General features: G+C 70.6%; 22 protein-coding genes. 14 read left to right on the top strand and 8 right to left on the bottom strand.

Annotated elements, in window-relative coordinates; genetic code table 11:
• Positions 1-18 precede the first annotated feature (18 nt).
• The gene (locus SY26_RS12685) at positions 19-966 is read left to right on the top strand and encodes an L-threonylcarbamoyladenylate synthase (RefSeq protein WP_046000769.1); all 948 of its coding nucleotides are present in this window, start codon (positions 19-21) and stop codon (positions 964-966) included.
• A gap of 151 nt (positions 967-1,117) precedes the next feature.
• On the opposite strand, the gene SY26_RS12680 is transcribed toward SY26_RS12685, so the two are convergent.
• A complete protein-coding gene (locus SY26_RS12680; protein WP_046000768.1) occupies positions 1,118-2,545 on the bottom strand; it encodes a Glu/Leu/Phe/Val dehydrogenase in 1,428 nt (475 codons plus the stop codon).
• A 230-nt stretch (positions 2,546-2,775) separates the two neighbouring features.
• Between SY26_RS12680 and SY26_RS12675 the strand changes: the two genes are divergently transcribed.
• From SY26_RS12675 to SY26_RS12660, 4 genes are all read left to right on the top strand, one after another.
• Positions 2,776-3,414, top strand: coding sequence for a TetR/AcrR family transcriptional regulator (locus SY26_RS12675; protein WP_052715266.1), 639 nt, complete (start codon positions 2,776-2,778; stop codon positions 3,412-3,414).
• Between the two features lie 138 nt (positions 3,415-3,552).
• Complete coding sequence (locus tag SY26_RS12670) at positions 3,553-4,047, top strand: hypothetical protein (protein WP_176695042.1); 495 nt, start codon at positions 3,553-3,555, stop codon at positions 4,045-4,047.
• Positions 4,044-4,334, top strand: a complete 291-nt coding sequence (locus SY26_RS12665; protein WP_232303335.1) for an I78 family peptidase inhibitor — start codon at positions 4,044-4,046, stop codon at positions 4,332-4,334. Before SY26_RS12670 ends, SY26_RS12665 begins: the two co-directional genes overlap by 4 nt.
• Before the next feature lie 46 nt (positions 4,335-4,380).
• On the top strand, positions 4,381-4,707 hold the full coding sequence (locus tag SY26_RS12660; RefSeq protein WP_045983091.1) for a DUF2794 domain-containing protein: 327 nt from the start codon (positions 4,381-4,383) through the stop codon (positions 4,705-4,707).
• On the opposite strand, the gene hrpB is transcribed toward SY26_RS12660, so the two are convergent.
• Positions 4,704-7,151 (bottom strand): ATP-dependent helicase HrpB, encoded by a 2,448-nt coding sequence (hrpB, locus tag SY26_RS12655; RefSeq protein ID WP_046000767.1) that lies wholly within the window; start codon positions 7,149-7,151, stop codon positions 4,704-4,706. The two genes, SY26_RS12660 and hrpB, sit on opposite strands and share 4 nt — an antisense overlap.
• Positions 7,152-7,267: 116 nt before the next feature.
• On the opposite strand from hrpB, the gene SY26_RS12650 reads away from it, so the two are divergent.
• Together SY26_RS12650 and SY26_RS12645 are read left to right on the top strand one after the other, a co-directional pair.
• Positions 7,268-8,638, top strand: a complete 1,371-nt coding sequence (locus SY26_RS12650; protein ID WP_046000766.1) for a YcjX family protein — start codon at positions 7,268-7,270, stop codon at positions 8,636-8,638.
• Positions 8,635-9,699: a YcjF family protein gene (locus tag SY26_RS12645; protein ID WP_084693825.1), complete on the top strand. Its 1,065-nt coding sequence runs from the start codon at positions 8,635-8,637 to the stop codon at positions 9,697-9,699. The genes SY26_RS12650 and SY26_RS12645 overlap by 4 nt, the downstream gene beginning before the upstream one ends.
• Here SY26_RS12645 and SY26_RS12640 read toward each other — a convergent pair.
• Both SY26_RS12640 and SY26_RS12635 read right to left on the bottom strand, forming a co-directional pair.
• Positions 9,696-10,145, bottom strand: a complete 450-nt coding sequence (locus SY26_RS12640) for a GNAT family N-acetyltransferase (RefSeq protein ID WP_046000764.1) — start codon at positions 10,143-10,145, stop codon at positions 9,696-9,698. The genes SY26_RS12645 and SY26_RS12640 overlap by 4 nt on opposite strands.
• Entirely contained in the window at positions 10,142-11,584 is a 1,443-nt protein-coding gene (locus SY26_RS12635) for an MORN repeat-containing protein (protein WP_046000763.1), read from the bottom strand. Before SY26_RS12635 ends, SY26_RS12640 begins: the two co-directional genes overlap by 4 nt.
• 124 nt (positions 11,585-11,708) lie before the next feature.
• Between SY26_RS12635 and SY26_RS12630 the strand changes: the two genes are divergently transcribed.
• Positions 11,709-13,367 carry an NAD+ synthase gene (locus SY26_RS12630; protein WP_046000762.1) on the top strand — a complete coding sequence of 553 codons (1,659 nt, stop codon included), beginning with the start codon at positions 11,709-11,711 and terminating at the stop codon, positions 13,365-13,367.
• Positions 13,368-13,370: 3 nt separating this feature from the next.
• On the opposite strand, the gene SY26_RS20560 is transcribed toward SY26_RS12630, so the two are convergent.
• From SY26_RS20560 to SY26_RS12620, 3 genes are all read right to left on the bottom strand, one after another.
• Positions 13,371-13,790, bottom strand: a complete 420-nt coding sequence (locus tag SY26_RS20560) for a hypothetical protein (RefSeq protein WP_052715265.1) — start codon at positions 13,788-13,790, stop codon at positions 13,371-13,373.
• 45 nt (positions 13,791-13,835) lie between these two features.
• The gene (locus SY26_RS20555) at positions 13,836-14,060 is read right to left on the bottom strand and encodes a hypothetical protein (RefSeq protein WP_052715264.1); all 225 of its coding nucleotides are present in this window, start codon (positions 14,058-14,060) and stop codon (positions 13,836-13,838) included.
• 76 nt (positions 14,061-14,136) lie between these two features.
• Positions 14,137-15,792, bottom strand: a complete 1,656-nt coding sequence (locus SY26_RS12620) for an MFS transporter (protein WP_046000761.1) — start codon at positions 15,790-15,792, stop codon at positions 14,137-14,139.
• 354 nt (positions 15,793-16,146) lie between these two features.
• Here SY26_RS12620 and SY26_RS12615 point away from each other — a divergent pair, with 354 nt between their 5' ends.
• The 3 genes from SY26_RS12615 to SY26_RS12605 all read left to right on the top strand — a co-directional run bounded on the left by SY26_RS12615 (position 16,147) and on the right by SY26_RS12605 (position 19,048).
• Positions 16,147-17,106, top strand: coding sequence for a L,D-transpeptidase (locus SY26_RS12615; protein WP_064503560.1), 960 nt, complete (start codon positions 16,147-16,149; stop codon positions 17,104-17,106).
• A 129-nt stretch (positions 17,107-17,235) separates the two neighbouring features.
• Positions 17,236-18,066, top strand: coding sequence for a hypothetical protein (locus SY26_RS19950; protein WP_052715263.1), 831 nt, complete (start codon positions 17,236-17,238; stop codon positions 18,064-18,066).
• A gap of 46 nt (positions 18,067-18,112) precedes the next feature.
• The gene (locus SY26_RS12605) at positions 18,113-19,048 is read left to right on the top strand and encodes a lytic transglycosylase domain-containing protein (RefSeq protein ID WP_232303334.1); all 936 of its coding nucleotides are present in this window, start codon (positions 18,113-18,115) and stop codon (positions 19,046-19,048) included.
• Here SY26_RS12605 and SY26_RS12600 read toward each other — a convergent pair whose 3' ends face one another.
• Positions 19,049-21,247, bottom strand: coding sequence for a primosomal protein N' (locus SY26_RS12600; protein WP_046000883.1), 2,199 nt, complete (start codon positions 21,245-21,247; stop codon positions 19,049-19,051). It lies immediately after the preceding gene.
• Positions 21,248-21,366: 119 nt separating this feature from the next.
• Here SY26_RS12600 and fsa point away from each other — a divergent pair, with 119 nt between their 5' ends.
• Genes fsa through SY26_RS12585 form a run of 3 tightly spaced genes read left to right on the top strand, consistent with a single transcriptional unit; the run spans position 21,367 to position 23,633 of the window.
• A complete protein-coding gene (fsa, locus tag SY26_RS12595) occupies positions 21,367-22,020 on the top strand; it encodes a fructose-6-phosphate aldolase (RefSeq protein WP_046000760.1) in 654 nt (217 codons plus the stop codon).
• 24 nt (positions 22,021-22,044) lie between these two features.
• On the top strand, positions 22,045-22,725 hold the full coding sequence (locus SY26_RS12590; protein WP_045980932.1) for a DUF484 family protein: 681 nt from the start codon (positions 22,045-22,047) through the stop codon (positions 22,723-22,725).
• A complete protein-coding gene (locus SY26_RS12585) occupies positions 22,722-23,633 on the top strand; it encodes a tyrosine recombinase XerC (protein WP_046000759.1) in 912 nt (303 codons plus the stop codon). Before SY26_RS12590 ends, SY26_RS12585 begins: the two co-directional genes overlap by 4 nt.
• Positions 23,634-23,669 lie beyond the last annotated feature (36 nt).

The raw sequence follows: 23,669 nt of genomic DNA, 5'->3' as shown, positions 1-23,669 counted from the left end.
CGAAACCCCGCGTCACGAATGCAGACCCTGCGACTGATCCCCGACCGTGCCGGCCTGGCCCAGGCCGCCCGCCTGCTGGCCCAGGGCCGCTGCGTGGCGATCCCGACCGAGACGGTCTACGGCCTGGCTGCCGACGCGCGCGACGGGGCGGCGGTGGCCGGCATCTACCAGGCCAAGGGGCGGCCCAGCTTCAACCCGCTGATCGTGCATGTGGCGGACCTGTCCGCGGCGCAGGCCGTCGCCGACCTGCCGCCGCAGGCGCTGACCCTGGCGCGGGCCTTCTGGCCGGGCGCGCTGACACTGGTGGTGCCGCTGCGCGCCGATGCGGGCATCGCGGGGCTGGTCACGGCGGGGCTGGACACGATCGGCATCCGCGTTCCTGCCCATCCCGTGGCGCAGGCGCTGCTGCGCGCATCCGGCGCGCCGCTGGCCGCACCGTCGGCGAATGCCTCGGGGCGGATCAGCCCGACCACCGCAGATCATGTGCTGCACCCGGACGGGGGCCTCGACGGGCGCATCGCCGCGGTACTGGATGGCGGTGCCTGCCCTGTCGGCGTGGAATCGACGATCATCGGCTGGCAGGACGGTCGCCCGACGCTGCTGCGTCCCGGCGGCATCCCGGCCGAGGCGATCGCCGCGGCCCTGGGCGAACCCCTGGCCGCGCATCATGCAGACCCTTCGGCCCCGAACGCACCCGGACAGCTGTCCAGCCATTACGCGCCGCAATCGGCGCTGCGCCTGAACGCAGTCCCCGCCCCCGGAGAGACGCATCTGTCCTTCGGCGCCCCCGGACCGTTCAGCCTGTCGGAGACGGGCGACCTGACCCAGGCCGCCGCGCGCCTCTTCGACCTGCTGCGCCGTGCCGATGCCCTGGGGCGCCCGATCTCGGTCGCGCCGATCCCGGACCACGGGCTGGGCCAGGCGATCAACGACCGCCTGCGCCGCGCCGCCGCCCCCCGCCCCTGATTTCTCCTTTGTCGGAAATACCCCAGGGGGAGTCCGCAGGACGGGGGGCAGCGCCCCCCTGCCCGCTTGCCACCTGCGCGCGCCCCGCGCACACTCCCCCCGAACCAGCCGGAGCCCGCGATGACCCCCCCCCCCTGACGCGCGGTCCTCCTCAAAGCCCCAGGGAGTTGTAGACGTTCGAGATCCGGCGGATCGCCACCACATAGGCCGCGGTGCGCATGTCCTGGACCTTGGGATTGCTGATCCAGACCTCCTTCATTTTCTTGAAGCTCTCGCGCATCGTGTCGTCCAGGCCGGACCGCACCAGCTCCAGCTCGTCCGCGCCGGTCAGGAACGCCTCCTTGAAGCCCTTGGACAGGGTCCAGTTCAGGCCGGTATCGGCCGACAGACGCTCCAGCTCCTCGACGATCATGCGGGCGCGGGCCTCCTCGTGGCGGCGCTCCAGACGGCCCAGGCTGATCTGCGACAGGTTCTTGACCCATTCGAAATAGGACACGGTCACGCCGCCGGCATTGGCGTACATGTCGGGAATGATCACGATCCCCTTGCGGCGCAGGATCGCGTCCGCGTCGGCGGTCACGGGACCGTTCGCCGCCTCGATGATCAGCTTGCAGCTGATGCGTTCGGCGTTGTCGGCGTGGATCACGCTTTCTACCGCGGCGGGGATCAGGATGTCGCACTCCTGCTCCAGCATGGCCAGGCCGTTCTCGTGATAGTCGCCGCCGGCAAAGCCCTTGATGCCGCCGGTCGCGCGGATATGGCCGCGCAGCGCGTCGATGTTGATGCCCTGCGGGTTGGTGATGGCGCCGTCGCGCTCGATCACGCCGGTGATCAGGCACTTGTCCTCGACCGACAGGAACTGGGCGGCGTGATAGCCCACGTTGCCCAGGCCCTGCACGATCACGCGCTTGCCCGCCAGCACGCCGGTCAGCCCGGCCTGCTTCATCACGTCGTCATGGCGGAAGAACTCGCGCAGCGCGTATTGCACGCCACGGCCCGTCGCCTCGACGCGCCCGTCGATGCCGCCCGCGGTGCGCGGCTTGCCGGTGACGCAGGCCTTGGCGTTGATGTCGTCCGGATGCAGCCGCTTGTAGGCGTCGGCCATCCACGCCATCTCGCGCTCTCCGGTGCCCATGTCAGGCGCGGGCACGTTCTGGGACGGAGAGATCAGGTTGCGGCGCGACAGCTCGTAGGTGAAGCGGCGGGTGATGCGCTCCAGCTCATCCTCGTTCCAGGCGCGCGGGTCGATGCACAGCCCGCCCTTCGACCCGCCGAACGGCACCTCGACCAGCGCGCATTTGTAGGTCATCAGGGCTGCCAGCGCCTCGACCTCGTCCTGGTTCACATCCAGCGAATAGCGGATGCCGCCCTTCACGGGCTCCATGTGTTCGGAATGGACCGACCGATAGCCGGTAAAGGTGTGGATCTGGCCACGCAGCCGCACCCCGAACCGCACCGTATAGGTGGAATTGCAGACGCGGATCTTCTCCTCCAGCCCCGGCGCAAGGCTCATCAGGCCTGCGGCATGGGTGAACATGCGGTCCACTGAATCCCGGAACGAGGTCGTGTTGACGGACATTGCTGCTTCCTCCTGGTGACGGCGCAAGGTCGATATGGCCGCACGCTAGGCCAATCCGCCCGGTGCCGCCACAGCGGATCGTCGCCGACGGCGCCATGTTTGCGATAAAAACCAGCAGCTTTTGCACGACGCGCAGCCCGGCCGGGGTTTTCCTTTTCACACCATTTATTATGCTGATAGGGAAACCGCCTCTCTATCCGCGGTGTTTGGATGGAAACCAAGGAAGAAGAATGAAGACCGATACCACCCATGCACCGGCCCCCGGCATCACGCGGGGCCGCAAATTCGATCAGGTCCGTGACGGGGCTGCCGTCATCTTTCTGCGCGACGGCTATGCGGCCGCCAGCGTCGACGACATCGCCCGGTCCGCCCGGGTGTCCAAGGCGACGCTCTACAGCTATTTCCCCGACAAATCCCTGATGTTCCGCGAGGTGCTGCGCGCCACGATGGACAGCGCCTTCCGCCAGCAGCCCTTCGCGGCCGACCCCGCGTCCCAAGCCCGGACCGAGCTGCCGCGGGTATTGTCGGACCTGGCGACATGGGCGCTGTCGGAACCGCGGCTCAGCCTGCTGCGGGTGATGACCGCCGAATCGACGCGCTTTCCCGACGACGCGCGCGACTATGACGACGCCTTGGCCAACCGCGTCGCGGCCCCCCTGGCGCAGATCATCGACGGCTGGATCGCCGCGGGACAGATCCGCGACCTTGACAGCGGTCAATCCGCCCGCCAGCTGGTCGCGTTGATCACCGGGCAGGTCCAGCAGCCAGCCCTGCTGACGGGCACCACGCTGCCCGATGCGCAGGTCGCGCGGATCGCCCGCGACGCGGCGGCGCTGTTCCTGTCGGCCTACGGCCTGCAGGCCGCCTGAGGGCGCGACGCGCCCAGGGGCTGTTGCATTCCTGCGATGATCGAAACGTGATCCATCACCCCGCTTCTCAAGGCCGGAGGCGCGGCCTATGCTGGCGGGAACAAGGTCCGGAAACAGGACCGGCAGGGGTGACAGGCGATGATCAGCAAGGACTGGACGATTCGGGCCGCGATGGCCGCCGGCATGGCGCTGGCGGTGCAGGGCTGCGCGTCGTCGCCGAACCGCATGCCGCCCGCGGGCGGCTATGCGGGGCCTGCCTATGCGGCCCAGCCCGGCTATGCGCCCGCGCCCTATGCCGCCGCGCCCGCGCCCTATGCGGCCCCCGCACCGGCCCCCTATCCGACGGCGCCCTATCCGGCCGCAGCCCCCTTCCCGGCGGCACCCGTGGTGGCGGACCTGCCTGTTGCGACGACCGGCATCACCGGGGTGACCGAACGCAAGCCCGACCTGTGCAAGGCCAGCAGCTACGCCTCCAGCGTGGGTCAGCCCGGCAGCACGATCCCGACGCTCGGCCTGCCCGGCGCCTATCGCGTGGTCGAGTATCGCGGGATCGAACCCCAGGACTATGACCCCGACCGGCTCGTCTTCCGCCTGGATGCGACCGGCACCATCACCAAGATCGATTGCGGATGACCCACATGCACAAGACCACGCTTGCCCTGATCCTTGCCGCGACGGCCCTTGCCGCCTGCGAACCCGCCTATGTCGAGCCGACCCCGCCCCCGGTCGTCGACGAATGCGGCGCCGCCGGCTATCAGGGCCTGATCGGCCAGCCCCGCACGGCCCTGTCGGCGATGAACTTTCCCCTGGGCACCCGCGTGATCGGCCCCGAGGACATGGTCACCGCCGATTTCCGCCCCGACCGGCTGAACATCGAATACGGCGTGAACGGTCGCATCACCAAGGTCAGCTGCTTCTGACCCGTTTGGCGTTGCGCAGGCCGCGGCGGGCTGTCACCATCCCGACATGATGAACGCGATCCCGCCCGATGCCGACCGCGTGGTGTTCGACCGCAGGGAACTGAACCTGATCCTGTCGACCTACGGCCGCTTCGTGGCCGCGGGTGAATGGCGCGATTACGGCATGTCCTTTCTGCGCGACGCGGCGGTGTTCAGCGTCTTTCGCCGCGCCGCCGAACACCCCCTTTACCGGATCGAGAAACGCCCCCGCCTGCGCGCGGCCCAGGGCGCCTATGCGGTGATCGCCATGGACGGGCGCATCCTGAAACGCGGCCACGACCTGGCCCAGGTGCTGCGCGTTCTGGACGCCAAGCTGATCCGCCCCATCGACTAGGTGCCGCGCGGCTTGGCCCGCACCGTCGGATCGGCCGCGGTCGGGTCCTCGGGCCAGGGATGGCGCGGATAGCGGCCGCGCATGTCCTTTCTGACATCGGCATAGGAGCTGGCCCAGAACCCCGGCAGATCCATCGTCACCTGCACCGGCTTGCCGCCCGGCGACAGCAGCGTGATCCGCAGCGGCCGCCCGCCCACCGCCGGATGGCGGGTGACTCCGAACAGCTCCTGCAGGCGCAACTCGATCGACGGGTCCGCGCCCCCGTAATCGATCGGCACGCGGCGACCCAGGGGGGTGGTGAACTGCCCCGGCGCCTCCTGGTCCAGCCGCTGCTGGCCTGCCCATCCGATCCGCGCCTTCAGCGGCTCGACCAGGTCCAGCCCGCGCAGATCCGCCAGCGTCCGCACCCGGCCCAGCCAAGGCAGCAGCCAGTCGCCATCCGACAGCAGGTCGGCATCCGCCACCGAGCCAAGGTCCGGCACCAGCGCGATCCGCGCCCGCAGACGTGCCGCGGCCGGGGTCCAGGGCAGCCCGTCCAGGCGCAATCCCTCCAACGCGGCCGCGGCCATCGCCTCGGCCGGGGCGTCGGGCCAGGGCCGGTCCGACAGCACCAGCGCGCCCAGCCGCTCCTGCAGGCGGGCGATGACGCGACCCTCGCGGCGCGACCATTCGCACAGGGCCTGCTGGCCGATCCTGTCGCCATGCAGCGCGCGCAGATCAGCCTCGTCCAGTCGCGCGGCCAGCCTGATGCGCGCCTCGCGCTGATCCCCGTCCAGATCCAGCGCCACGATCGTCCGTTGCACTGCCAAGCTGTCCTCCGATGCCAGCACCGCACCCTTGCCGCCCGACAGCACGAACCGTGCCTCGTCACCCTTGCGACGCAGCCCGATCCGGTCGGGATAGGCCAGCGAGGCCATGCCGCCCGCCGACAGGGCCGACAGGGGGGGTGCGGGGGGGACATCGTCCCCCCCGCCGTCGCGGGACGCAACCAGCCGCCGCAACCGCTTGGCCTCGGCCCTGATCCTCTCGATGCCCTGCCGGTTCACCTCGAATGCCGCACGTGCCCCCGGATCGCGGATTGCGCGCAGCCGATGCTCCAGATCGGCCCCCGCCCCGCGCAGCGGGTCGCGGTCCGACAGCAGCGCCGCCAGATCGGCGGCAGCCGGCCCCGCCAGCGCCAGCATATGCGCCAGACGCGGATGCAGCGGCAGCCGTGCCAGCACCCGGCCATGCGCCGTGATCCGCCCCTCCGCATCCAGCGCGCCCAGATCGGCAAGCAGCGCCCGCGCCTCGGTCAGTGCGGCGTCCGGCGGCGGCGTCAGGAACGCCAGATCGGCGGCCCCCGCCCCCCAGACGGCCAGTTCCAGCGCCAGCCCGGTCAGGTCGGCCACGGCGATCTCGGGTGGCGCGAAAGCCGGCAGCACCCCCTCCTCGGCCCGTGCCCACATGCGATAGCAGATGCCCGGTGCCACCCGCCCCGCCCGGCCGCGCCGCTGCTCGGCCTCGGCGCGGCTGACCCGCTCGGTCACAAGCCGCGACATGCCGCTGCCCGGATCGAACCGCGCCCGGCGCGCGCGCCCCGCATCCACCACCACCCGCACGCCGGGGATTGTCAGCGACGTCTCGGCAATGGCCGTGGCCAGAACGATCCGCCGCACGGCTCCCGGCGGGGCCAGCGCCGCGCGCTGCGCCGCGGCCGGCAGCGCGCCATACAGGGGCAGCACCTCGCAGCCCGTCCCCGACAAGGCCGCCGTCACGCGGCGGATCTCTCCCTCTCCGGGCAGAAAGGCCAGGATCGTGCCGCCCGTCTCGCGCGTCTCGTCCGCGGCCCTTGCGATCAGACGCGCGGCATCGTCCGCCAACCGCCCGCCCGCTGGCAGGGGCCGGCCCAGCCAGCGCGTCTCGACCGGAAAGGCCCGCCCCTCGGACGTCACCACGGGTGCGTCGTCCAGCATCGCCGCCACCGGCCCCGCGTCCAAGGTGGCGGACATCACCAGAACCGCCAGATCCTCGCGCAGGGCGCCCCGCGCCTCCCAGACCAGGGCCAGCCCCAGATCGGCGTTCAGGCTGCGCTCGTGGAACTCGTCGAAGATCACACAGCCCACGCCCTCCAGCGCGGGATCGATCTGGATCATCCGCGTCAGGATGCCCTCGGTCACCACCTCGATGCGGCTGCCCCGAACCGATTCCCCGCGCATCCGGTATCCGACCCGCCCGCCCACGGCCTCGCCCAAGGACTGCGCCAGGCGCTCGGCCGCGGCGCGCGCGGCCAGGCGGCGCGGCTCCAGCATCAGGATGCGGCCCGCGACCTGATCCATCAGCGCCAGCGGCACCCGCGTCGTCTTGCCCGCGCCGGGCGGGGCCACCAGCACCGCGCGGCCGTGGCTGCGGATCGCCGCGCACAGCGCAGGCAGGGCGTCGTCGATGGGCAGGGCATCCGTCATGCCCGCCTTCTAGCGCCGCCGGGGCACCGGGCACAATCGCGCCGCTACACATCGCGCCTCCGCGGACCTATCTTGCACCCGCGGCGTTGGGTGTCGCGAAACGAACAGGGGCAGACATGGGTATCCGCAGCGACGTGATGGAGGGGCTGGGCCTGTCCGATCCGGTGATCCGCATCGGCGTGACGGGCCTGTCGCGGGCCGGCAAGACGGTGTTCATCACCTCGCTGGTGGCGAACCTTCTGGAACGCGGGCGCATGTCGTCGCTGCGCGCTGCCGCCGACGGGCGGCTCAAGGCGGTGTGGTTGCAGCCCCAGCCCGACGACACCATCCCCCGCTTCGACTTCGAACGCCACCTGGCCGCGCTGACCGGCCCCGATCCGCACTGGCCCGACGGCACGCGTCACGTCAGCCAGCTGCGCCTGTCGCTGCGCCTGCAGGGCGGCGGCATGTTCGGGGGGCTGCGCGGCGCGCGCAACTTGCACGTGGACATCGTCGATTATCCCGGCGAATGGCTGCTGGACCTGCGCCTGATGGAACGCGACTTTGCGCAATGGTCGACCGAGGTGCTGGACCGCATCGCGGGCCGCCCCGGCGCCGACCGGTTCCTGACCGCGCTGCAGGCGCTGCCCCGCGATGACGGCTTCACCGAACCGCAGGCCCAGCAGCTGGCCGACATCTATACCGCGCATCTGAACGCGGCGCGCGACGCGGGCTGGTCGGACTGCACGCCCGGCCGGTTCCTGATCCCCGGAGAGCTGGCGGGATCGCCCGCCCTGACCTTTGCGCCCCTGCCGCCCGACCTGCAGGCCACGCGGCTTGGCCGCGAATTCCGCCGTCGGTTCGATGCCTACAAGTCGCGGGTGATCCGGCCCTTCTTTCGCGACCACTTTGCCCGCATCGACCGCCAGGTGGTGCTGGTCGACATCCTGGGCGCGATCCATCAGGGCCCCCAGGCGGTCGAGGACATGCGCCGCGCCATGGCAGACATCCTGTCGGCCTTCCGCCCCGGCCGCGCAGGCTGGCTGGGCCAGCTTCTGGGCACGCGGCGGGTCGAACGCATCCTGTTCGCCGCGACCAAGGCCGACCACCTGCATCACACCCAGCACAACCGCCTGACCGCGATCCTGTCCGCCATGCTGCGCGAGGCCCGCGACCGCGCCGATTTCCAGGGCGCCCGGACCGAGGCGATGGCCATCGCCGCCCTGCGCGCCACGACCGAGGACATGATCGCCCAGCCCGACGGCGACCTGCCCGCCGTGCGCGGACGCCTGCTGGACGGGCGGCAGGCCGCGTTCTTTCCGGGCGAACTCCCCACCGACCCCGCGGTGCTGCTGCATCCCGCACGGCAGGGCGCGCAGGCGTGGCTGGATGCCGATTACGCGATCATGAACTTTGCCCCCGCCCCCCTGACCACGCGTCCGGGCGACGGCCCGCCCCACATCCGGCTGGACCGCGCGGCCGAATTCCTGATCGGAGACCGCCTGTGACAGACGCCCCCAAACGCCCGCGCGGCCCGGTCCTGATGCCCCTGGACGACGATACGGGCACCCGGCCGCGGCCGCCCCGCACGGAAACCCGCGCGGACGATGCCCCAAGCCCCGCCGATGCCCCTGCCATCGACATCAGCGACGCCCCGCTGCCCCAGCCGCGCACCATGCAGATGGTGGCCCGGCTGGTCGGGCGCCCGCCATCGCGGCTGACGCGGCTGTTCATCAATGCCGGGGCGGCGCTGTTCACCTTCCTTCTGGGCGTGATGGCGCTGGATTTCATCGACGGGCTGATGACCCGCTATCCGCTGCTGGGCTGGATCGCCGTCACGCTGTTCGCGGTCTTCACCATCGCGGCCCTGGGGATGGCGCTGCGGGAATGGCGGGCATGGCGGCGGATGGCCAGGATCGACGCGCTGCAGCGGCAGGCCGGTGCCGCCCTGGCCGCCGAAAGCCTGGATCAGGCCAAGGCGGTCGCCGACGGCCTGGTCGCCCTCTATGCCAAGCGCCCCGAGATGGAGTGGCAGCGTCAGCGCCTGGCCGACCGCCGGGCCGAGACCTTTGACGCCCAGGCCCTGCTGACCCTGGCCGAGACGGAGCTGCTGGCCGGGCTGGACCAGCAGGCGCGCCGCGAGATCGAGGCCGCCGCCCGGACGGTCGCCGCGACGACCGCGCTGGTCCCGCTGGCCCTGGCCGACGTGGCGGCCGCCCTGGCCGCGAACCTGCGCATGATCCGCCGCATGGCCGAGATCTATGGCGGGCGCGCCGGTGCCGTCGGCGGCTGGCGCCTGGCGCGGACGGTGATGACGCATCTGATCGCCACCGGCGCGGTGGCGGCCGGGGACGACCTAATCCACACGATGGCGGGGGGCGGCATTTTGGCCAAGCTGTCGCGCCGTTTCGGCGAAGGGTTGGTGAACGGCGCGCTGACCGCCCGCGTGGGCATCGCCGCGATGGAGGTGTGCCGCCCGCTGCCGTTCCTGTCCCAGCCCCGGCCCAAGGTCGGAAACCTGGTCAGCCGCGCGCTGACCGGCCTGTTTTCGAACGACGACGCCCGCTAGTCCAGCGCCAGCTTGTATCCGACATGCGACGGGACGAAGCCCAGCCCGTCATAGAACCGGTGCGCATCCTTGCGTGACCGGTCCGTCGTCAGCTGCACCAGCGCGCAGCCCCGTGCCCGGCATTCCGCGATGGCCCAGTCCATCATCGCCCGGCCCAGGCCCGCGCCACGGTGGCTGCGGGCGACGCGCACCGCCTCGATCTGGCCACGCAGTGCGCCGCTGCGCGCCAGCCCCGGGATGAAGGTCAGTTGCAGGGTGCCGACTACCCGGTCCCCGTCCTGCGCCACGGCCAGCAGCTGCGCCGGATCGGCGTCGATCAGGTCGAAGGCCGCACGATACCGCGCGGCATCAGCCGGGTCCTCTCGCCCTGCGCCTAGCGGATCGTCGGCCAGCAGGGCAAGGATCGCGGGCAGGTCGGCCGCGGTGGCGCGGCGGAACGCGGTCACGGGGCCTCGGCCGGCAGGTCGGGCGCGTCTTCGGTGGGGGCCATGTCGGTCGATCCCTGGTCGGCCTCGATCAGGCGGTTGTCCTGCCATTCGCCCGACGCGATCTGGCCGGTGGCATAGCGCATGACGCCCTGCCCCTGGCGCTTGCCCGCGGCAAAGGTGCCCTCGTACCGGTCGCCGTTGCCATAGGTCGCGACGCCGGTGCCGTCGATCTCTCCCGCCTTCCAGCCGCCTTCATAGATGAACCCGTCGGGCGTGGTCAGGCGGCCCTGGCCCTCGCGCAGCCCGTCCACGAAGCTGCCGGTATAGACCGTGCCGTCGGGATAGGTGGCCTGCCCCTCGCCGTGGCGCTGGCCGTCCTTCCAGGCACCGGAATAGACATAGCCGTCGGGATAGGACATGCGCCCCTGCCCGTCGTTGCGCGCGTTGCGAAAGCCCCCCTCATAGACCATGCCGTTGGCATAGCTGGCCTTGCCCTCGCCCTCGATCACGCCCTCGGACCACTGGCCCTCATAGGTCGAGCCGTCGGCATAGGTGATCTTGCCGGTGCCGTCGGGCCGGTCGGCGCGCATCTGGCCCAGATAGACGGACCCGTCGGGATAGGTGATCTGGCCGCGGCCCTCCATGCGGCCTTCGGACCATTCGCCGACATAGACGTAGCCGTCCGCGCCGGTGAACGTGCCCTGGCCGTGGCGGCGGTCATCGGCGAAATCGCCGTCATAGACGTCGCCGTTGGCATAGGTCGCGACACCCTTGCCCTGCCGGCGCCCGCCCTGCATCTGGCCATCGTACCGATCGCCCGTCGGCTGGACCAGCACCCCCGACCCGGACATCTGGCCCGCTGCCCAGACCCCCTCGTAGGTCAGCCCGTCCGACATCACCAGCTTGCCCTGGCCCGCGCGCTGGCCGGCCAGCATCGCGCCCTCATAGGTGGCGCCGTCGGGATAGGTGATCTTGCCCTGCCCCTCCTTGACGCCGGCGTTCCAGTCGCCCTCGTAGCGATAGCCGTTGGCCTGGGTCAGCACGCCGCGCCCCTGATGCAGGCCGCTGACGAACTGACCCTCGTAGACGGACCCGTTGGCATAGCGGGCGACGCCCTGCCCGGTGATCTCTCCCTCGGCCCAGGCGCCTTCGTAGGTGCCGCCGTCGGCATAGGTGATCTTGCCCTGGCCATGCGGCTTGCCGCCCGCGAACTGGCCCTCATAGACGGACCCGTTGGGAAACGCGGCGCGGCCCTGGCCCATGATCTGGCCCTCGACCCAGTCCCCCTCGTAGCGATAGCCGTTGGGCAGGACATAGCTGCCCTGGCCGTGCTGCAGCCCGTTGCGGAAGGTGCCTTCGTAGACGCCGCCATCGTCGTACTGCTTGGTGATGACCTGGGCGGCCGCAGGGCCTGCCCAGATCGCCAATGCCAAGGCCGTTCCGATTGCCGCTTTCATCGCCTGTCGCCCCTTACGGTGTTTTGCCGCAGGTTTACCCCGGAAGGCACCCATGCGCAAAGGCCGACTTTTCCTTGGCCGGGCGATCCTCTATCCAAGGGGCCACACAACCGGGGTGCCCGTGATGACCGACCGTTTCCGCCTGACCATCGGGCAGCTGAACGCCACCGTGGGCGACCTGGACGGCAATGCCGCCCGCGCGCGCGATGCCTGGGAACAGGCGCGCGATGCAGGCGCCGACATGCTGGCCCTGCCAGAGATGTTCATCACCGGATACCAGACCCAGGACCTGGTGCTGAAGCCCGCCTTCACCGCCCAGGCCGAGGACGCGATCATGGCGCTTGGCATGTCGCTGACGGGCGGTCCCGCCATCGGCATCGGCGGGCCGTGGCGCGACGGCGGCCGTCTTTACAACGCATGGTGGGTGTTCCGGGACGGGGCGCTGGTGGCGCGCGTGCTGAAGCATCACCTGCCCTACAAGCAGCTGTTCGACGAATTGCGCCTGTTCGACAGCGGCCCGATCAGCGGCCCCTATCCGGTCGGCGCGGCCCGCATCGGCAGCCCGATCTGCGAGGACAGCTGGTACCCGGACGTGGCCGAGACCCTGGCCGAGACCGGGGCCGAGATCCTGGTCGTGCCGAACGGCAGCCCCTATCACCGCGACAAGCTGGACCTGCGCATGGGCCACATGGTCGGCCGCGTGGTCGAGACGGGCCTGCCCTTGGTCTATGTGAACATGGTCGGCGGACAGGACGACCAGCTTTATGACGGGGCAAGCTTCGTGCTGAACCCCGGCGGCCACAAGGTCGTGCAGCTGCCCGCCTTTCAGGAGGCGGTGGTGCATGTCGACTTTACCCACGGCCCCGATGGCTGGCAGGCCGAACCGGGCCTGATGGCGCCCCAACCCGACGCGTGGGAGCAGGATTACCATGCGATGATGCTGGGCCTGCGCGACTATCTGCGCAAGTCGGGGTTCCGCAAGGTGCTGCTGGGCATGTCGGGGGGCATCGACAGCGCGCTGGTCGCCACCATCGCCTGCGACGCGATCGGGCCGGAAAACGTGCGCTGCATGATGCTGCCGTCGGAATACACCTCCCAAGCCAGCCTGGAGGACGCGGCCGATTGCGCGACGCGGCTTGGCGCGCGGCTGGACACCGTGCGCATCGATGGGGCGCGCGACGCGGTGGGCGGCGCACTGGCGCATCTGATGGAGGGCACCCAGCCCGACATCACCGAGGAGAACATCCAGTCCCGCCTGCGCGGCGTGATGCTGATGGCGCTGTCCAACAAGTTCAACGAGATGCTGCTGACCACCGGCAACAAGTCCGAGGTCGCGGTGGGCTATGCCACCATCTATGGCGACATGGCGGGCGGCTATAACCCGATCAAGGACCTCTACAAGACGCGGGTGTTCGAGACCTGCCGCTGGCGGAACGCCAACCATCGCGACTGGATGATGGGCGCGCCCGGAGAGGTGATCCCCCAGCGGATCATCACCAAGCCGCCGTCGGCCGAACTGCGCCCCGACCAGCGCGACGACGACAGCCTGCCGCCCTATGAGGTTCTGGACGCGATCCTGGACGGGCTGGTGGAACAGGATCTGTCGCTGGCCGACCTGGTCGCGCGGGGGTTCGATGCGGACACGGTGCGGCAGGTGGAAAAGCTGCTCTATGTCAGCGAATGGAAGCGGTATCAGGCCGCACCGGGGCCGCGCATCTCGACCCGCGCCTTCTGGCTGGACCGCCGCTATCCCCTGGTGAACCGCTGGCGCGACCGGCTGTAGGTTTCAGAACTCCAGCCAGGTGCCCAGCCGGACGGCCTGTTCGGACGGGCCGGACAGGGGATTGACCATGCCCAGTTCCACCTTGACCGGGCCGGGCACGTCGAAGACCAGCGACGACATCAGACGGGCGGAATATTCCTCGTCCTGGTGGTGCTCCAGCCACAGGCTGTTGATGACCATCAGCCCGTCACGCGGACGCAGGCCCAGGGTCACATCGGTCTTGATCACCCGTTTGGCGGTCAGGAAGCTGGCGGCAAAGGACGGGCGCATGGGCGCGCGCGGGTCCGGCGCGCTGCCGGTCATCTTGGCCAGCACCTGCGCGGTGATCCAGCCCCGGTCGAAACCGCGCCCCCAGGACAGCGCGCCCTGGACCACCGGCAGGGTAAGGTCGTCCCGCCGGATCACCCCCGCGCCCGATTGCATCGCAAAGCGGTTCGGCCCCTGACCGTCGTCCAGCGCGCGCTGCAGCTACAGGATGGCGCTGGTCTCCGCCTGGTCGGCGCGGCCCAGTTCCATCCCCAGCGTAGTGCGCGGCGTCAGCCCGTATTCGGCATAGGCCGAGGCATAGCTGCTGTCCGCGCGATTGCGTTCCCCCGACAGCGACAGGAAGGTCCGCCCAGCCTCGCGCGGCCAGGGCCCGGCCTGCACCGCGGCGGGCAGCATCAACGCCAGGAACAGGACAAGTCTGATCATCGGCCGGCCCTTTCGTGCCACGGGTCGCCCCAGATCTGGCACAACCCGCGCGTGCGGGCGAGAGGGAAACGATCCGTCAGGGGATCTCGATCTTGCCCACCAGGGGTACGTCGTCCTGGGGACCGACAGTGTGACGCTCGATCATGCGGTGGACCAGCGGGTCGGTGTCGCCCTGGTGCAGCGCGCGCAGGGCCACCGCGACCTCGGCATCCGACTTGGTGCGGCGCAGGTTGTGGCGGACATATTCGTCCCAGGTCGCGATGTGATAGCTTTCGCTCCACTGGTCGGGATGCTCCAGGTCGCGCAGCAGCGACCAGTTGCGCGCCCCGTCCCGCCTGCGGATGTTGCGCCGCCGCTGCATCAGGCGCAGGAATTCCGGCACATCGGCCTGGTCGATGCGGTAATCGACCATCACCATGATCGGCCCCGACCGCCCCCGCAGGTCCAGCATCAGCGCGGGCTCGCGGAAGCGGTTCACCGGGTCCAGATCGACCGCCCCGAATTCGGGCGCCCGCAGCCAGAACCCGATCGCGGCCCCCAGCAGCAGCACGCCCCCGGCGGCCGTCAGCGCCGCATCAAGGCCCTGCGTGCCCGCCACCATGCCCCAGATCCAGGCGCCCGCCGCCATGCCGCCGAAGGTCGCCATCTGGTACAGCGCCAACGCGCGGGCCACGACCCAGCGCGGCGTGGACAGCTGCACCGTCACGTTGAACAGCGACAGCGCCAGCACCCAGGACGCCCCCGCAGGCAGCATCGCCGCCGCGTGCAGCCAGACCGACTGGGTCTGGCCCAGGACCAGGGCCGAGACCGCAAAGCCCGCAAAGGCCATGCGCACGACGTTCTCGTTGTTCAGCCGGGCGCGGATGCGAGGGTTCAGCAGCGCCCCGCCGATCGCGCCGACGCCATAGCATCCCAGCAGGCCGCCAAACAGCAGCGACCCCCCCTCGGGGTGGCTCTTGGCGACCAGCGGCAGCAGCGCCAGCACGGCGATGGCGGCAAAGCCGAATAGCGCGCCCCGCGACATCACCCGCAGCAGGTTGGGCGACAGCGCGACATAGCGCAGGCCTGCCCCCATCGCGGCCATGAACGGCTCTGGCGTGGTGATGCGCGGCGCCAGCTTGGGCTTCCATTGCGACATCGCCCCTAGCAGCGGCAGATAGCTGATGGCGTTGACCGCAAAGGCAGCCGACGCGCCCAGCGTGGCCACGATCAGGCCGCCCGCCGCGGGCCCCACGCTGCGCATCAGGTTGAAGCCCACGGAATTCAGGCTGACCGCCGCGGGCAGGTCCTTCCGGTCGACCAGATCGCCCATGCTGGCCTGCCAGGGCGGGTTATAAACCGCCTGCCCCGCCCCCAGCAGGAAGGTGAAGCCCAGCAGCAGCCATGGCGTCAGCCCCCCCGTCCAGGCCACCGCGGCCAGGGCCAGCGACACCACCGCCATGAAGATGAGCGCGCCCATCAGCAACGTCTTGCGGTCAAAGATGTCGGCCAGCGCCCCCGCCCCGATCGCCAGAAGCATGATCGGCAGCGTGTTCGAGGCCTGCACCAGCGCGATCAGCGTGGCGCTGTCGGTCAGCTGGGTCATCAGCCAGGCCGCGCCCACGGCCTGCACCAGGCCGCCGAAATTCGACACCAGCGTCGCGCTCCACAGCAGGCGAAAGTCGCGATAGCCCAGCGGCGCCAGCGCGCCGGTCCGGGCGGGGACGGTGGTCGGGTCTGTCGAAGGGGTCACGGATCGGCCTTTCCTGCGGCGGGCATCGCGGTCAGCCTAGGCGGGCACCCGCGAACCCGCAACGCCGGCGCCCGCCCGATCGCCGCAAAGTTTTCGCCTGCACATGAAACCCGAAGACACGCCAAGTTGTTCATTAGGCGCATAAAGGTGATCCACCTGACGCCGTAGCGCCACAGAGATCGGGCGCAGACGCGGCACGGACCCCGTCGAGGGTGGCTCGGGGTTGACGCGGATCGGCGGGCGGCCTCATGGAAGAACATGCGAATCGCGCCCGCCCTGCGGCGCAACAGAACAGATGCTGCCTCGGAACCGCCTCTGCCGGCGCGACCGACGATGAACAAGGAACAAGCAACGATGCGCCTCGCTTCCCTTTTCGCGGCGCTGGCCCTGGGGCTGGCGGCCTGCGGTCCCTCGCAAGAGACCACGACCCCCACCGCCCAGCAGCCGGTCGAGATCCCCGAGATCTACAAGGCCCGCACCGACCGCGGCCCGGACGGAGAGCCGATTCCCATCGCGGCCGTCCGCGCTGCCTATTTGAACGACCGCAACACCCGCCAGCTGGTGTCCTATAACGGCACCGAGGCCCCCGGCACCATCGTCGTCGACCCCTATGCACGCGTCCTCTATCACGTGCAGCCCGGCGGCCAGGCGATGCGGTACGGCGTGGCGGTGGGGCGCGCGGGCCTGACCTTCGAAGGTCGCGCCACGATCGCGCGCAAGGCGGCCTGGCCCAGCTGGCGCCCGACCGACAACATGCTGCGGACCGAACCCCAGCTTTACGGCCAGTTCGCGGGCGGCCTGCCCGGCGGCATGCAGAACCCCCTGGGGTCACGCGCGCTGTACCTGTACCAGGGCAGCGTCGACACCTATTACCGCATCCACGGCACGCTGGACCCCTCGTCCATCGGCAAGGCCACGTCGGCGGGCTGCATCCGGATGTTCAACCAGGACGTCATCGACCTGTTCGAACAGATCCCCACGGGAACCGAGGTGATCGTCCGTTCGCAGGCCGAAAGCGTCGCGATGGAAGGCCCGATGCAGGAAACGCCCGAAGGCTATGTCGTGCCCGCCGCCGCGGTGCAGCCGACGGCCGACCCGGCCGCGACCGCGCAGGTCGCATCCGCGCCGATGCAGACCGCGATGGTCGCATCCGCGCCGGTCGAATCTGCCGTGCCGACGGGGTTCACCGATCCCTATGCCGCAATGACGGCGGTGCCGGCCGCGACCTCGGTCCAGCCGTCGCTGGTCAGCGATCCGTTCGCCACGGATGCGGGCTTCGTCTCTCCGGTCGAAAGCGCCGTGCCCTCCCGGTAACGGGGCGGCCACGCCTGCGAAAAGATCAGGGGGCTCCGGTTGCGACCGGGGCCCTTTCCAATTGCAAACGCGCCGATTCCTGCGCACAGTCCTGCCGAACACATCATCCGTCCGCCAAGGGTCCCGCGAATGCCGAATTATGCCAAGCGCGAACAGGAACTGCTCAACCCCGATCAACTGACGCTGGCCGAACAGAGCCGCCATCCCGCGCTTGGGGCGCTGGACGATGCGGCGTTGCTGACGCTGATCGATGCGCTGCGCGCCGCGCGGGCCGAGGCGACGACCGCCGAGGGCGACCCGGCCCCGGCCGAGATGCTGCGCGCGGCCCTGCGCCGGACCGACATGGAACGCCGCAAGCGCCGTCTTGCCGCGCCCGGCACCCCCTCCGCCGCGCCGACGGCGGCCAAGGCGGCGGCCAAACCTGCCGGTGCCAAGCCCGCGACCGCCAAGCGCAAGCAGGCGACCGTGCCGCGCACCCCCGCCGACCGCAAGTCCGCCGAGACGCGCAAGACGGACCTGCGGACCGAACCGCACCGGATTCCCAAGCGCGGTGCAAAGGCCGCGCCCGCCCCGGCCGACGCCGTGACAGAGCCCGCGACCACCGCGACTGCAGGCGACGACAAGGCGCAGAAATCCGCCAAGCAGGCGGCCCGCAAGGCCCAGAAAGATGCCGCCAAGGCCGTCGAGAAGGAAGAAGCCAAGGCCGCCCGCAAGGCGGAGCGCCAGGCCGCCAAGCAGGCCCAGAAGGCCGAGGCCAAAGCCGCCAAGGCCGCCGAGAAGGAGGCCGCCAAGACCGCGCGCCGCGCCGCCCGCAAGGCCGAACGTCAGGCCGAGAGCCCCGAGGCCAAGGCCGCGCGCAAAAGCGCCAAGCCCGCCAAGGACGGCAAAGACAAGCCCGCAAAGGCGAAGTCGGCCGAGACCAAGCCCGCCAAGAAATCCAAGTCGAAGAAGTCCAAGTGATCATCCGCCCGCGCACCGGGCGCGGGCAGATGAACGGCCCGTCGCGATGATGACCCTTTTCAGACATCTTGGTGCCGCCCTCGTGGCGCTGTTCTGCGTGGCCGCGCCCCTATCCGCGCGCCCCGCCATCGACGCCGCCCACGGCCTGCCCCCGCCCCGCACGTCCGAAGACCTGCGCTGCAGCGATGACGGGCGCGACTGCATCGCGCGCGACAGCTATGCCGCGGATGTCTGCAAGCTGATCGAGCGCAATGCCGCCGATCACGGGCTGGACCCGGCCTTCCTGGCGCGCCTGCTGTGGAAGGAGAGCCGGTTCGAACCCTCTGCCGTCAGCCCGGCGGGCGCGCTTGGCATCGCGCAATTCATGCCGGGCACGGCCGATCTGTATTGGCTGGACGATCCGTTCAACCCGGCCCAGGCCATTTCCAAGGCCGCGTGGTATCTGGGCCAGCTGCGCGACCGGTTCGGCAATATCGGCCTGGCCGCCGTCGCCTATAACGGCGGAGAGAACCGCGCTGCGCGGTTCATCGCGCAGGCCACGACCCTGCCCTATGAGACGGTCGACTATGTCGAATCGATCACCGGGTTCAGCGCGCATCGCTGGCGCGACAACCCCCCGCCCCAGCAGGAGGTCAAGCTGGCCCTGGCCGACGACCAGGCCTTTCGCCCGGCCTGCGAGCGGATGGCCGGCGAGCGGTCGCTGCGCGAGTTCAACACCCAGCCCCCGGCGATGCCCTGGGGCGTGGTCGTGGCCAGCCATCCCAGCCAGGCGGGCGCGGCCCAGCAGGTCGCGCGGCTGAACCGCACCCTGCGGCCGATCCTGACCGACGGGGCGCGGGTGGGCTATGTCCGCAAGCGGCTGAACAGCATGCCGCGCGCCGTCTTCACCGCGCAGGTCGGCTATTCGTCACGCGACGAGGCCACGCGGTTCTGCAACCGGTTCAAGTCGCTTGGCGGGCGCTGCATCGTGCTGAAGAACTGATCACAGAAAGCTTTGCGGGTCGATGTCCACGGACAGGCGCATGTTCGTGGGCAGCTTGACCCCCGCCAGCCAATCGGCGATCGCCGCCTGCAGCGGCGCCTGACGCGGCGCGCGGATCAGCATGCGCATGCGGTGGCGTCCCCGCACCCGCGCGATGGGCGCAGGCGCCGGCCCCCACAGTTCGGCCCCGACCTCGGCCAGGGGGGTGGCCAGACCGGCCAGATGGCGCGCGAAATCGGCAACCGTGCCCAGGTCCGGATGGGACAGGATGATCCCCGCCAGTCTGCCGAAGGGCGGCATGCCCGCCGCCTGACGGCCCGCGGCCTCGGCATCCCAGAACGTCTCGTCCTGGCCTGACAGGATCGCCCGGATCACCGCGTGGTCGGGCTGGTGCGTCTGCAGAAGCGCAACCCCCGGCGCCGCCCCCGACTGCCGCCCGGCCCGCCCGGCCACCTGGCGCATCAGCTGAAAGCTGCGTTCCGCCGCGCGCAGATCGGCCCCCTGCAGGCCCAGATCGGCATCGACCACGCCGACCAGCGTCAGGCGGGGAAAGTTGTGCCCCTTGGCCACGATCTGCGTGCCGATGATGATGTCCGTGTCGCCTTCGGAGATCTGGGCGATGGTCTCCTTGAGCGCGCGGGCGGAATGGAACAGGTCCGAGGACAGCACGGTGGCCTTGGCATCGGGGAACCGCGCCGCGACCTCCTCGGCGATGCGCTCGACGCCGGGGCCGATGGGCGCCAGCTTTCCCTCGACCCCGCAGCTGGGACAGGCGGTGGGGATGGGCTGCGTCTCTCCGCATTGGTGGCAGACCAGGCGGTTCTGGAACCGGTGTTCCACCATCCGCGCATCGCATTGATGGCACCCGATCTGCTCGCCGCAGGCGCGGCAGACGGTGACCGGCGCAAACCCGCGCCGGTTCAGGAAGATCAGGGACTGTTCCCCCTTGGCCAGCCGGTCGGTCACCGCCTGCGCCAGCGTCGGAGAGATCCAGCGCCCCTGCTCCATCGCCTCGGCGCGCAGGTCGATGGCGGCCATCTGCGGCAGCTCGGCCTCGCCATAGCGGGACCGCAGGTCCAGGCGCGCGTATTTCCCGGTCGCAGCGTTCACCCAGCTTTCCAGAGACGGCGTGGCCGAGGCCAGCACCACCTGCGCGCGGTTGATGGAGGCGCGCAGCACCGCCATGTCGCGGGCGCTGTAATAGACGACGTCCTCCTGCTTGTAGCTGCCGTCATGCTCCTCATCGACGACGATCAGGCCCAGATCGGCAAAGGGCAGGAACAGCGCCGAACGCGCGCCCACGACCAGCCCGACCTGACCGCGTCCGGCCATGTGCCACAGCCGGCGGCGTTCGGTACGGGTGATGCCGCTGTGCCATTCGCCGGGCCGCGCGCCGAACCGCGCCTCGACCCGGTCCAGGAACTCGGCCGACAACGCGATTTCCGGCAACAGGACCAGCGCCTGCCGCCCCTGCGCCAGGCATTCCGCCACGGCCTCCAGATACACCTCGGTCTTGCCCGACCCGGTGACCCCGCGCAGCAGCGTGGTGCCGTAACCGCCCGCCCGGATCGCGCCACGCAGCGTGTCGGACGCCGCCTGCTGATCGGGGGCCAGGGGCTTGCCCGGCCGCGTGGGGTCCAGCGTGGGATAGGGCAGATCGCGCGGTGCCTCGATCTCGGCCAGGGCACCGCTGGCGACCAGGCCCTTGACCACCGACGTGCCGACGCCCGCCAGCTGTGCCAGTTCCGATGCCGCAAAGCTGGCCCCGCCGTGATCGGCCATGACCTGCAGCACGCGGGTCCGCGCCTCGGTCGCGCGACCGGGCTGGCCCGATCCGGGCACGATGATCCGCCGTGCGGCCGGCGGCTGGTCGATGTCGGGCGCGCGCGTGGCCATGCGCAGCATCAGCGGCAGCGGCGTCAGCGTGTATTCCGCCGCCCGTGTCAGAAAATCCAGGAACCGCGCGTCGAAGGGCTGTGCGTCCAGCACGCGGGCGACGGCGCGCAGCTTGGCCAGGTCGAAATCGCCCTTGCCCGGCCCCCAGACCAGCCCAAGCACCCGGCGCGGCCCCAGGGGCACCAGCACCAGCTGTCCCTGGCGCACGCCCTCGTCGGGTGCCAGATAGTCCAGCACGCCGACCGTCTCGGCGGTCAGCACCGCGATGCGGGCGCGGGGGGGAAAGAATTCGGGCGGGGTCATGATGGCGCGATAAAGACGGGGCCGCGCGTCGGTTGCAAGCCCCCGCATGGGTTGTGCCCCTTCCCGCCCGCCCCCATCTGCAGTATCACCCAGACAAACGCACCCTGAGGAGACGCGCCATGAAATTCTTTGTCGACACCGCCGATATCGCCGCGATCAAGGAGCTGAACGACCTGGGCATGGTCGATGGCGTCACCACCAACCCGTCGCTGATCCTGAAATCCGGCCGCGCCATCGCCGAGGTCACGGCCGAGATCTGCGCCATGGTCGAGGGTCCCGTCAGCGCCGAGGTCGTGGCCGAGAAGGCCGACGACATGATCGCCGAAGGCCGCCACCTGGCCAAGATCGCGCCGAACGTCTGCATCAAGGTGCCGCTGACCTGGGACGGCCTCAAGGCCTGCCGCGTGCTGTCGGACGAGGGCCACAAGCTGAACGTTACGCTGTGCTTCAGCCCGGCGCAGGCGATCCTGGCCGCCAAGGCGGGTGCGACCTTCATCAGCCCGTTCATCGGGCGCCTGGACGACATCCACCTGGACGGCATGGACCTGATCGCCGACATCCGCGAGATCTATGACAACTACGGCTACGAGACCGAGATCCTGGCGGCATCGATCCGCACGGTGAACCACATCGTGGACGCGGCCAAGATCGGCGCCGACGTGATCACCGCGCCGCCCTCGGTCATCAAGTCGATGGCGAACCACATCCTGACCGACAAGGGTCTGGCACAGTTCAACGCGGACTGGGCCCAGACCGGCCAGAAGATCCTCTGATCCGCGCCCCCCGGAGAGACCCGCATGACCGACGCGCTGGACCCTGAAACCCGCGACCGGCTGCTGGCCGATCCGGGCGCGATCCTGGCCGACCGGGACCTGATGCGGGCCCTGGTCGCCGCACGCGAGGCCGAGGTCGGCGACAATGTCATCGACATCCGCGGCCGCGCGATGCAGGCGCTGGAAACCCGGCTGGACCGGCTGGAATCCACGCATGAAAGCGTGATCGCCGCCGCGTATGACAACCAGTCCGGCATGGCGGTGATCCACCGTGCCGTTCTGGGCCTCCTGGAGACGGCCGACCTGGCCGACTTCATCGCCGCCCTGCAGACCGACATCGCCCCCTTGCTGCGCATCGAGACGCTGCGCCTGGTGGTCGAGGACGATCCTGCTCTGGACCTGCCGCGCGATGCGGTGGCGGTCCCCCACGGCACCATCGACCGCATCCTGACCGCCGGGCGGCGGGCGCCGCGCGGCGACGACATCGTGCTGCGCGCGGCCCTGGTGGTGACCCGCCCCCTGCATGGCCGCACCATCGCGTCCGAGGCATTGCTGCCCCTGGACCTGGGTCCGGCGCGGCCGCGCACGGTACTGCTGATGGGCAGCAGCGATCCGACGCGGTTCATGCCCGCGCATGGCACCGACCTGCTGCGGTTCTTCGGCCAGGTGTTCCGCATGGCCCTGCTGGCGCGGTTGCCCGGATGATGGCCCCGGCCACGGCCGACGCCCTGCACCGCTGGCTGGAGACCGAGGCCGCGGCCCGCGACCGGTCCGACCATACGGTGACCGCCTATCGCGCCGACCTGGTCGCGTTCCTGCAGTTCATCGCGGCCCACTGGGGCGAACCCGTCCCCCCCGCGGCCCTGGCCCGCCTGCGCCAGGCCGACATGCGCGCATTCGCCGCGTCCGAACGCGGCCGGGGTCTGGGCGCGCGGTCGCTGGCGCGGCGCATGTCCGGGGTGCGGTCGTTCCTGCGCTGGATCTCTGACCGCGAGGGGCTGGACCTGTCCGCCGCCCTGTCGACCCGCAGCCCGAAATACAGCCGCAGCCTGCCGCGCCCGCTGACCCCCCTGCAGGCCCAGGACACGCTGGACCGCGTGGCCGATCACGCAACCCCCTGGGTGGGCGCGCGCGACCTGGCGGTGCTGACCCTGCTGTGGGGGTCGGGGCTGCGCATCTCCGAGGCGCTGGCGCTGGAGGGGGCGGACTGGCCCTTTCCGGAAGGGCTGATTATCCGCGGCAAGGGCGGGCGCGAACGGCAGGTGCCGGTCCTGCCGGTGGCCCGCGACGCGATCGCGACCTATCTGCGCCTGTGCCCCTGGGGGCACCGCACCGACGCGCCGCTGTTTCGCGGCATCCGCGGCGGCCGCCTGACCGCCAGCGCGGTCGAGGCCGCGATGCGCCAGGCCCGCGCGGCCATCGGCCTGCCGGCCAGCGCGACGCCCCATGCCCTGCGCCACAGCTTTGCCACGCATCTTCTGTCCGCGGGCGGCGATCTGCGCACGATCCAGGAACTTTTGGGCCATGCCAGCCTGTCGACCACCCAGGTCTATACCGGGGTGGACGACGCGCGGCTGATGGCCGTCTATCGCGCCGCGCACCCGCGCGGTTGAACCCCGGCGCGCCCGCAGGCGTTTGCCCCATCATCC

The sequence above is a fragment of the Paracoccus sp. 228 genome (assembly GCF_000967825.1).
GTDB classification, from domain to species: Bacteria; Pseudomonadota; Alphaproteobacteria; order Rhodobacterales; family Rhodobacteraceae; genus Paracoccus; species Paracoccus marcusii.
This window is presented reverse-complemented; position numbering and strand designations above follow the sequence as displayed.

What these genes read in the sequence shown, in the direction of transcription:
- SY26_RS12685 (WP_046000769.1), top strand. Translation starts at nt 19, where the DNA reads ATGCAGACCCTGCGACTGATCCCCGACCGTGCCGGCCTGGCCCAGGCC.
- SY26_RS12680 (WP_046000768.1), bottom strand. Translation starts at nt 2,545, where the DNA reads ATGTCCGTCAACACGACCTCGTTCCGGGATTCAGTGGACCGCATGTTC.
- SY26_RS12675 (WP_052715266.1), top strand. Translation starts at nt 2,776, where the DNA reads ATGAAGACCGATACCACCCATGCACCGGCCCCCGGCATCACGCGGGGC.
- SY26_RS12670 (WP_176695042.1), top strand. Translation starts at nt 3,553, where the DNA reads ATGATCAGCAAGGACTGGACGATTCGGGCCGCGATGGCCGCCGGCATG.
- SY26_RS12665 (WP_232303335.1), top strand. Translation starts at nt 4,044, where the DNA reads ATGACCCACATGCACAAGACCACGCTTGCCCTGATCCTTGCCGCGACG.
- SY26_RS12660 (WP_045983091.1), top strand. Translation starts at nt 4,381, where the DNA reads ATGATGAACGCGATCCCGCCCGATGCCGACCGCGTGGTGTTCGACCGC.
- hrpB (WP_046000767.1), bottom strand. Translation starts at nt 7,151, where the DNA reads ATGACGGATGCCCTGCCCATCGACGACGCCCTGCCTGCGCTGTGCGCG.
- SY26_RS12650 (WP_046000766.1), top strand. Translation starts at nt 7,268, where the DNA reads ATGGGTATCCGCAGCGACGTGATGGAGGGGCTGGGCCTGTCCGATCCG.
- SY26_RS12635 (WP_046000763.1), bottom strand. Translation starts at nt 11,584, where the DNA reads ATGAAAGCGGCAATCGGAACGGCCTTGGCATTGGCGATCTGGGCAGGC.
- SY26_RS12630 (WP_046000762.1), top strand. Translation starts at nt 11,709, where the DNA reads ATGACCGACCGTTTCCGCCTGACCATCGGGCAGCTGAACGCCACCGTG.
- SY26_RS20560 (WP_052715265.1), bottom strand. Translation starts at nt 13,790, where the DNA reads ATGCAATCGGGCGCGGGGGTGATCCGGCGGGACGACCTTACCCTGCCG.
- SY26_RS20555 (WP_052715264.1), bottom strand. Translation starts at nt 14,060, where the DNA reads ATGATCAGACTTGTCCTGTTCCTGGCGTTGATGCTGCCCGCCGCGGTG.
- SY26_RS12615 (WP_064503560.1), top strand. Translation starts at nt 16,147, where the DNA reads ATGCGCCTCGCTTCCCTTTTCGCGGCGCTGGCCCTGGGGCTGGCGGCC.
- SY26_RS19950 (WP_052715263.1), top strand. Translation starts at nt 17,236, where the DNA reads ATGCCGAATTATGCCAAGCGCGAACAGGAACTGCTCAACCCCGATCAA.
- SY26_RS12605 (WP_232303334.1), top strand. Translation starts at nt 18,113, where the DNA reads ATGATGACCCTTTTCAGACATCTTGGTGCCGCCCTCGTGGCGCTGTTC.
- SY26_RS12600 (WP_046000883.1), bottom strand. Translation starts at nt 21,247, where the DNA reads ATGACCCCGCCCGAATTCTTTCCCCCCCGCGCCCGCATCGCGGTGCTG.
- fsa (WP_046000760.1), top strand. Translation starts at nt 21,367, where the DNA reads ATGAAATTCTTTGTCGACACCGCCGATATCGCCGCGATCAAGGAGCTG.
- SY26_RS12590 (WP_045980932.1), top strand. Translation starts at nt 22,045, where the DNA reads ATGACCGACGCGCTGGACCCTGAAACCCGCGACCGGCTGCTGGCCGAT.
- SY26_RS12585 (WP_046000759.1), top strand. Translation starts at nt 22,722, where the DNA reads ATGATGGCCCCGGCCACGGCCGACGCCCTGCACCGCTGGCTGGAGACC.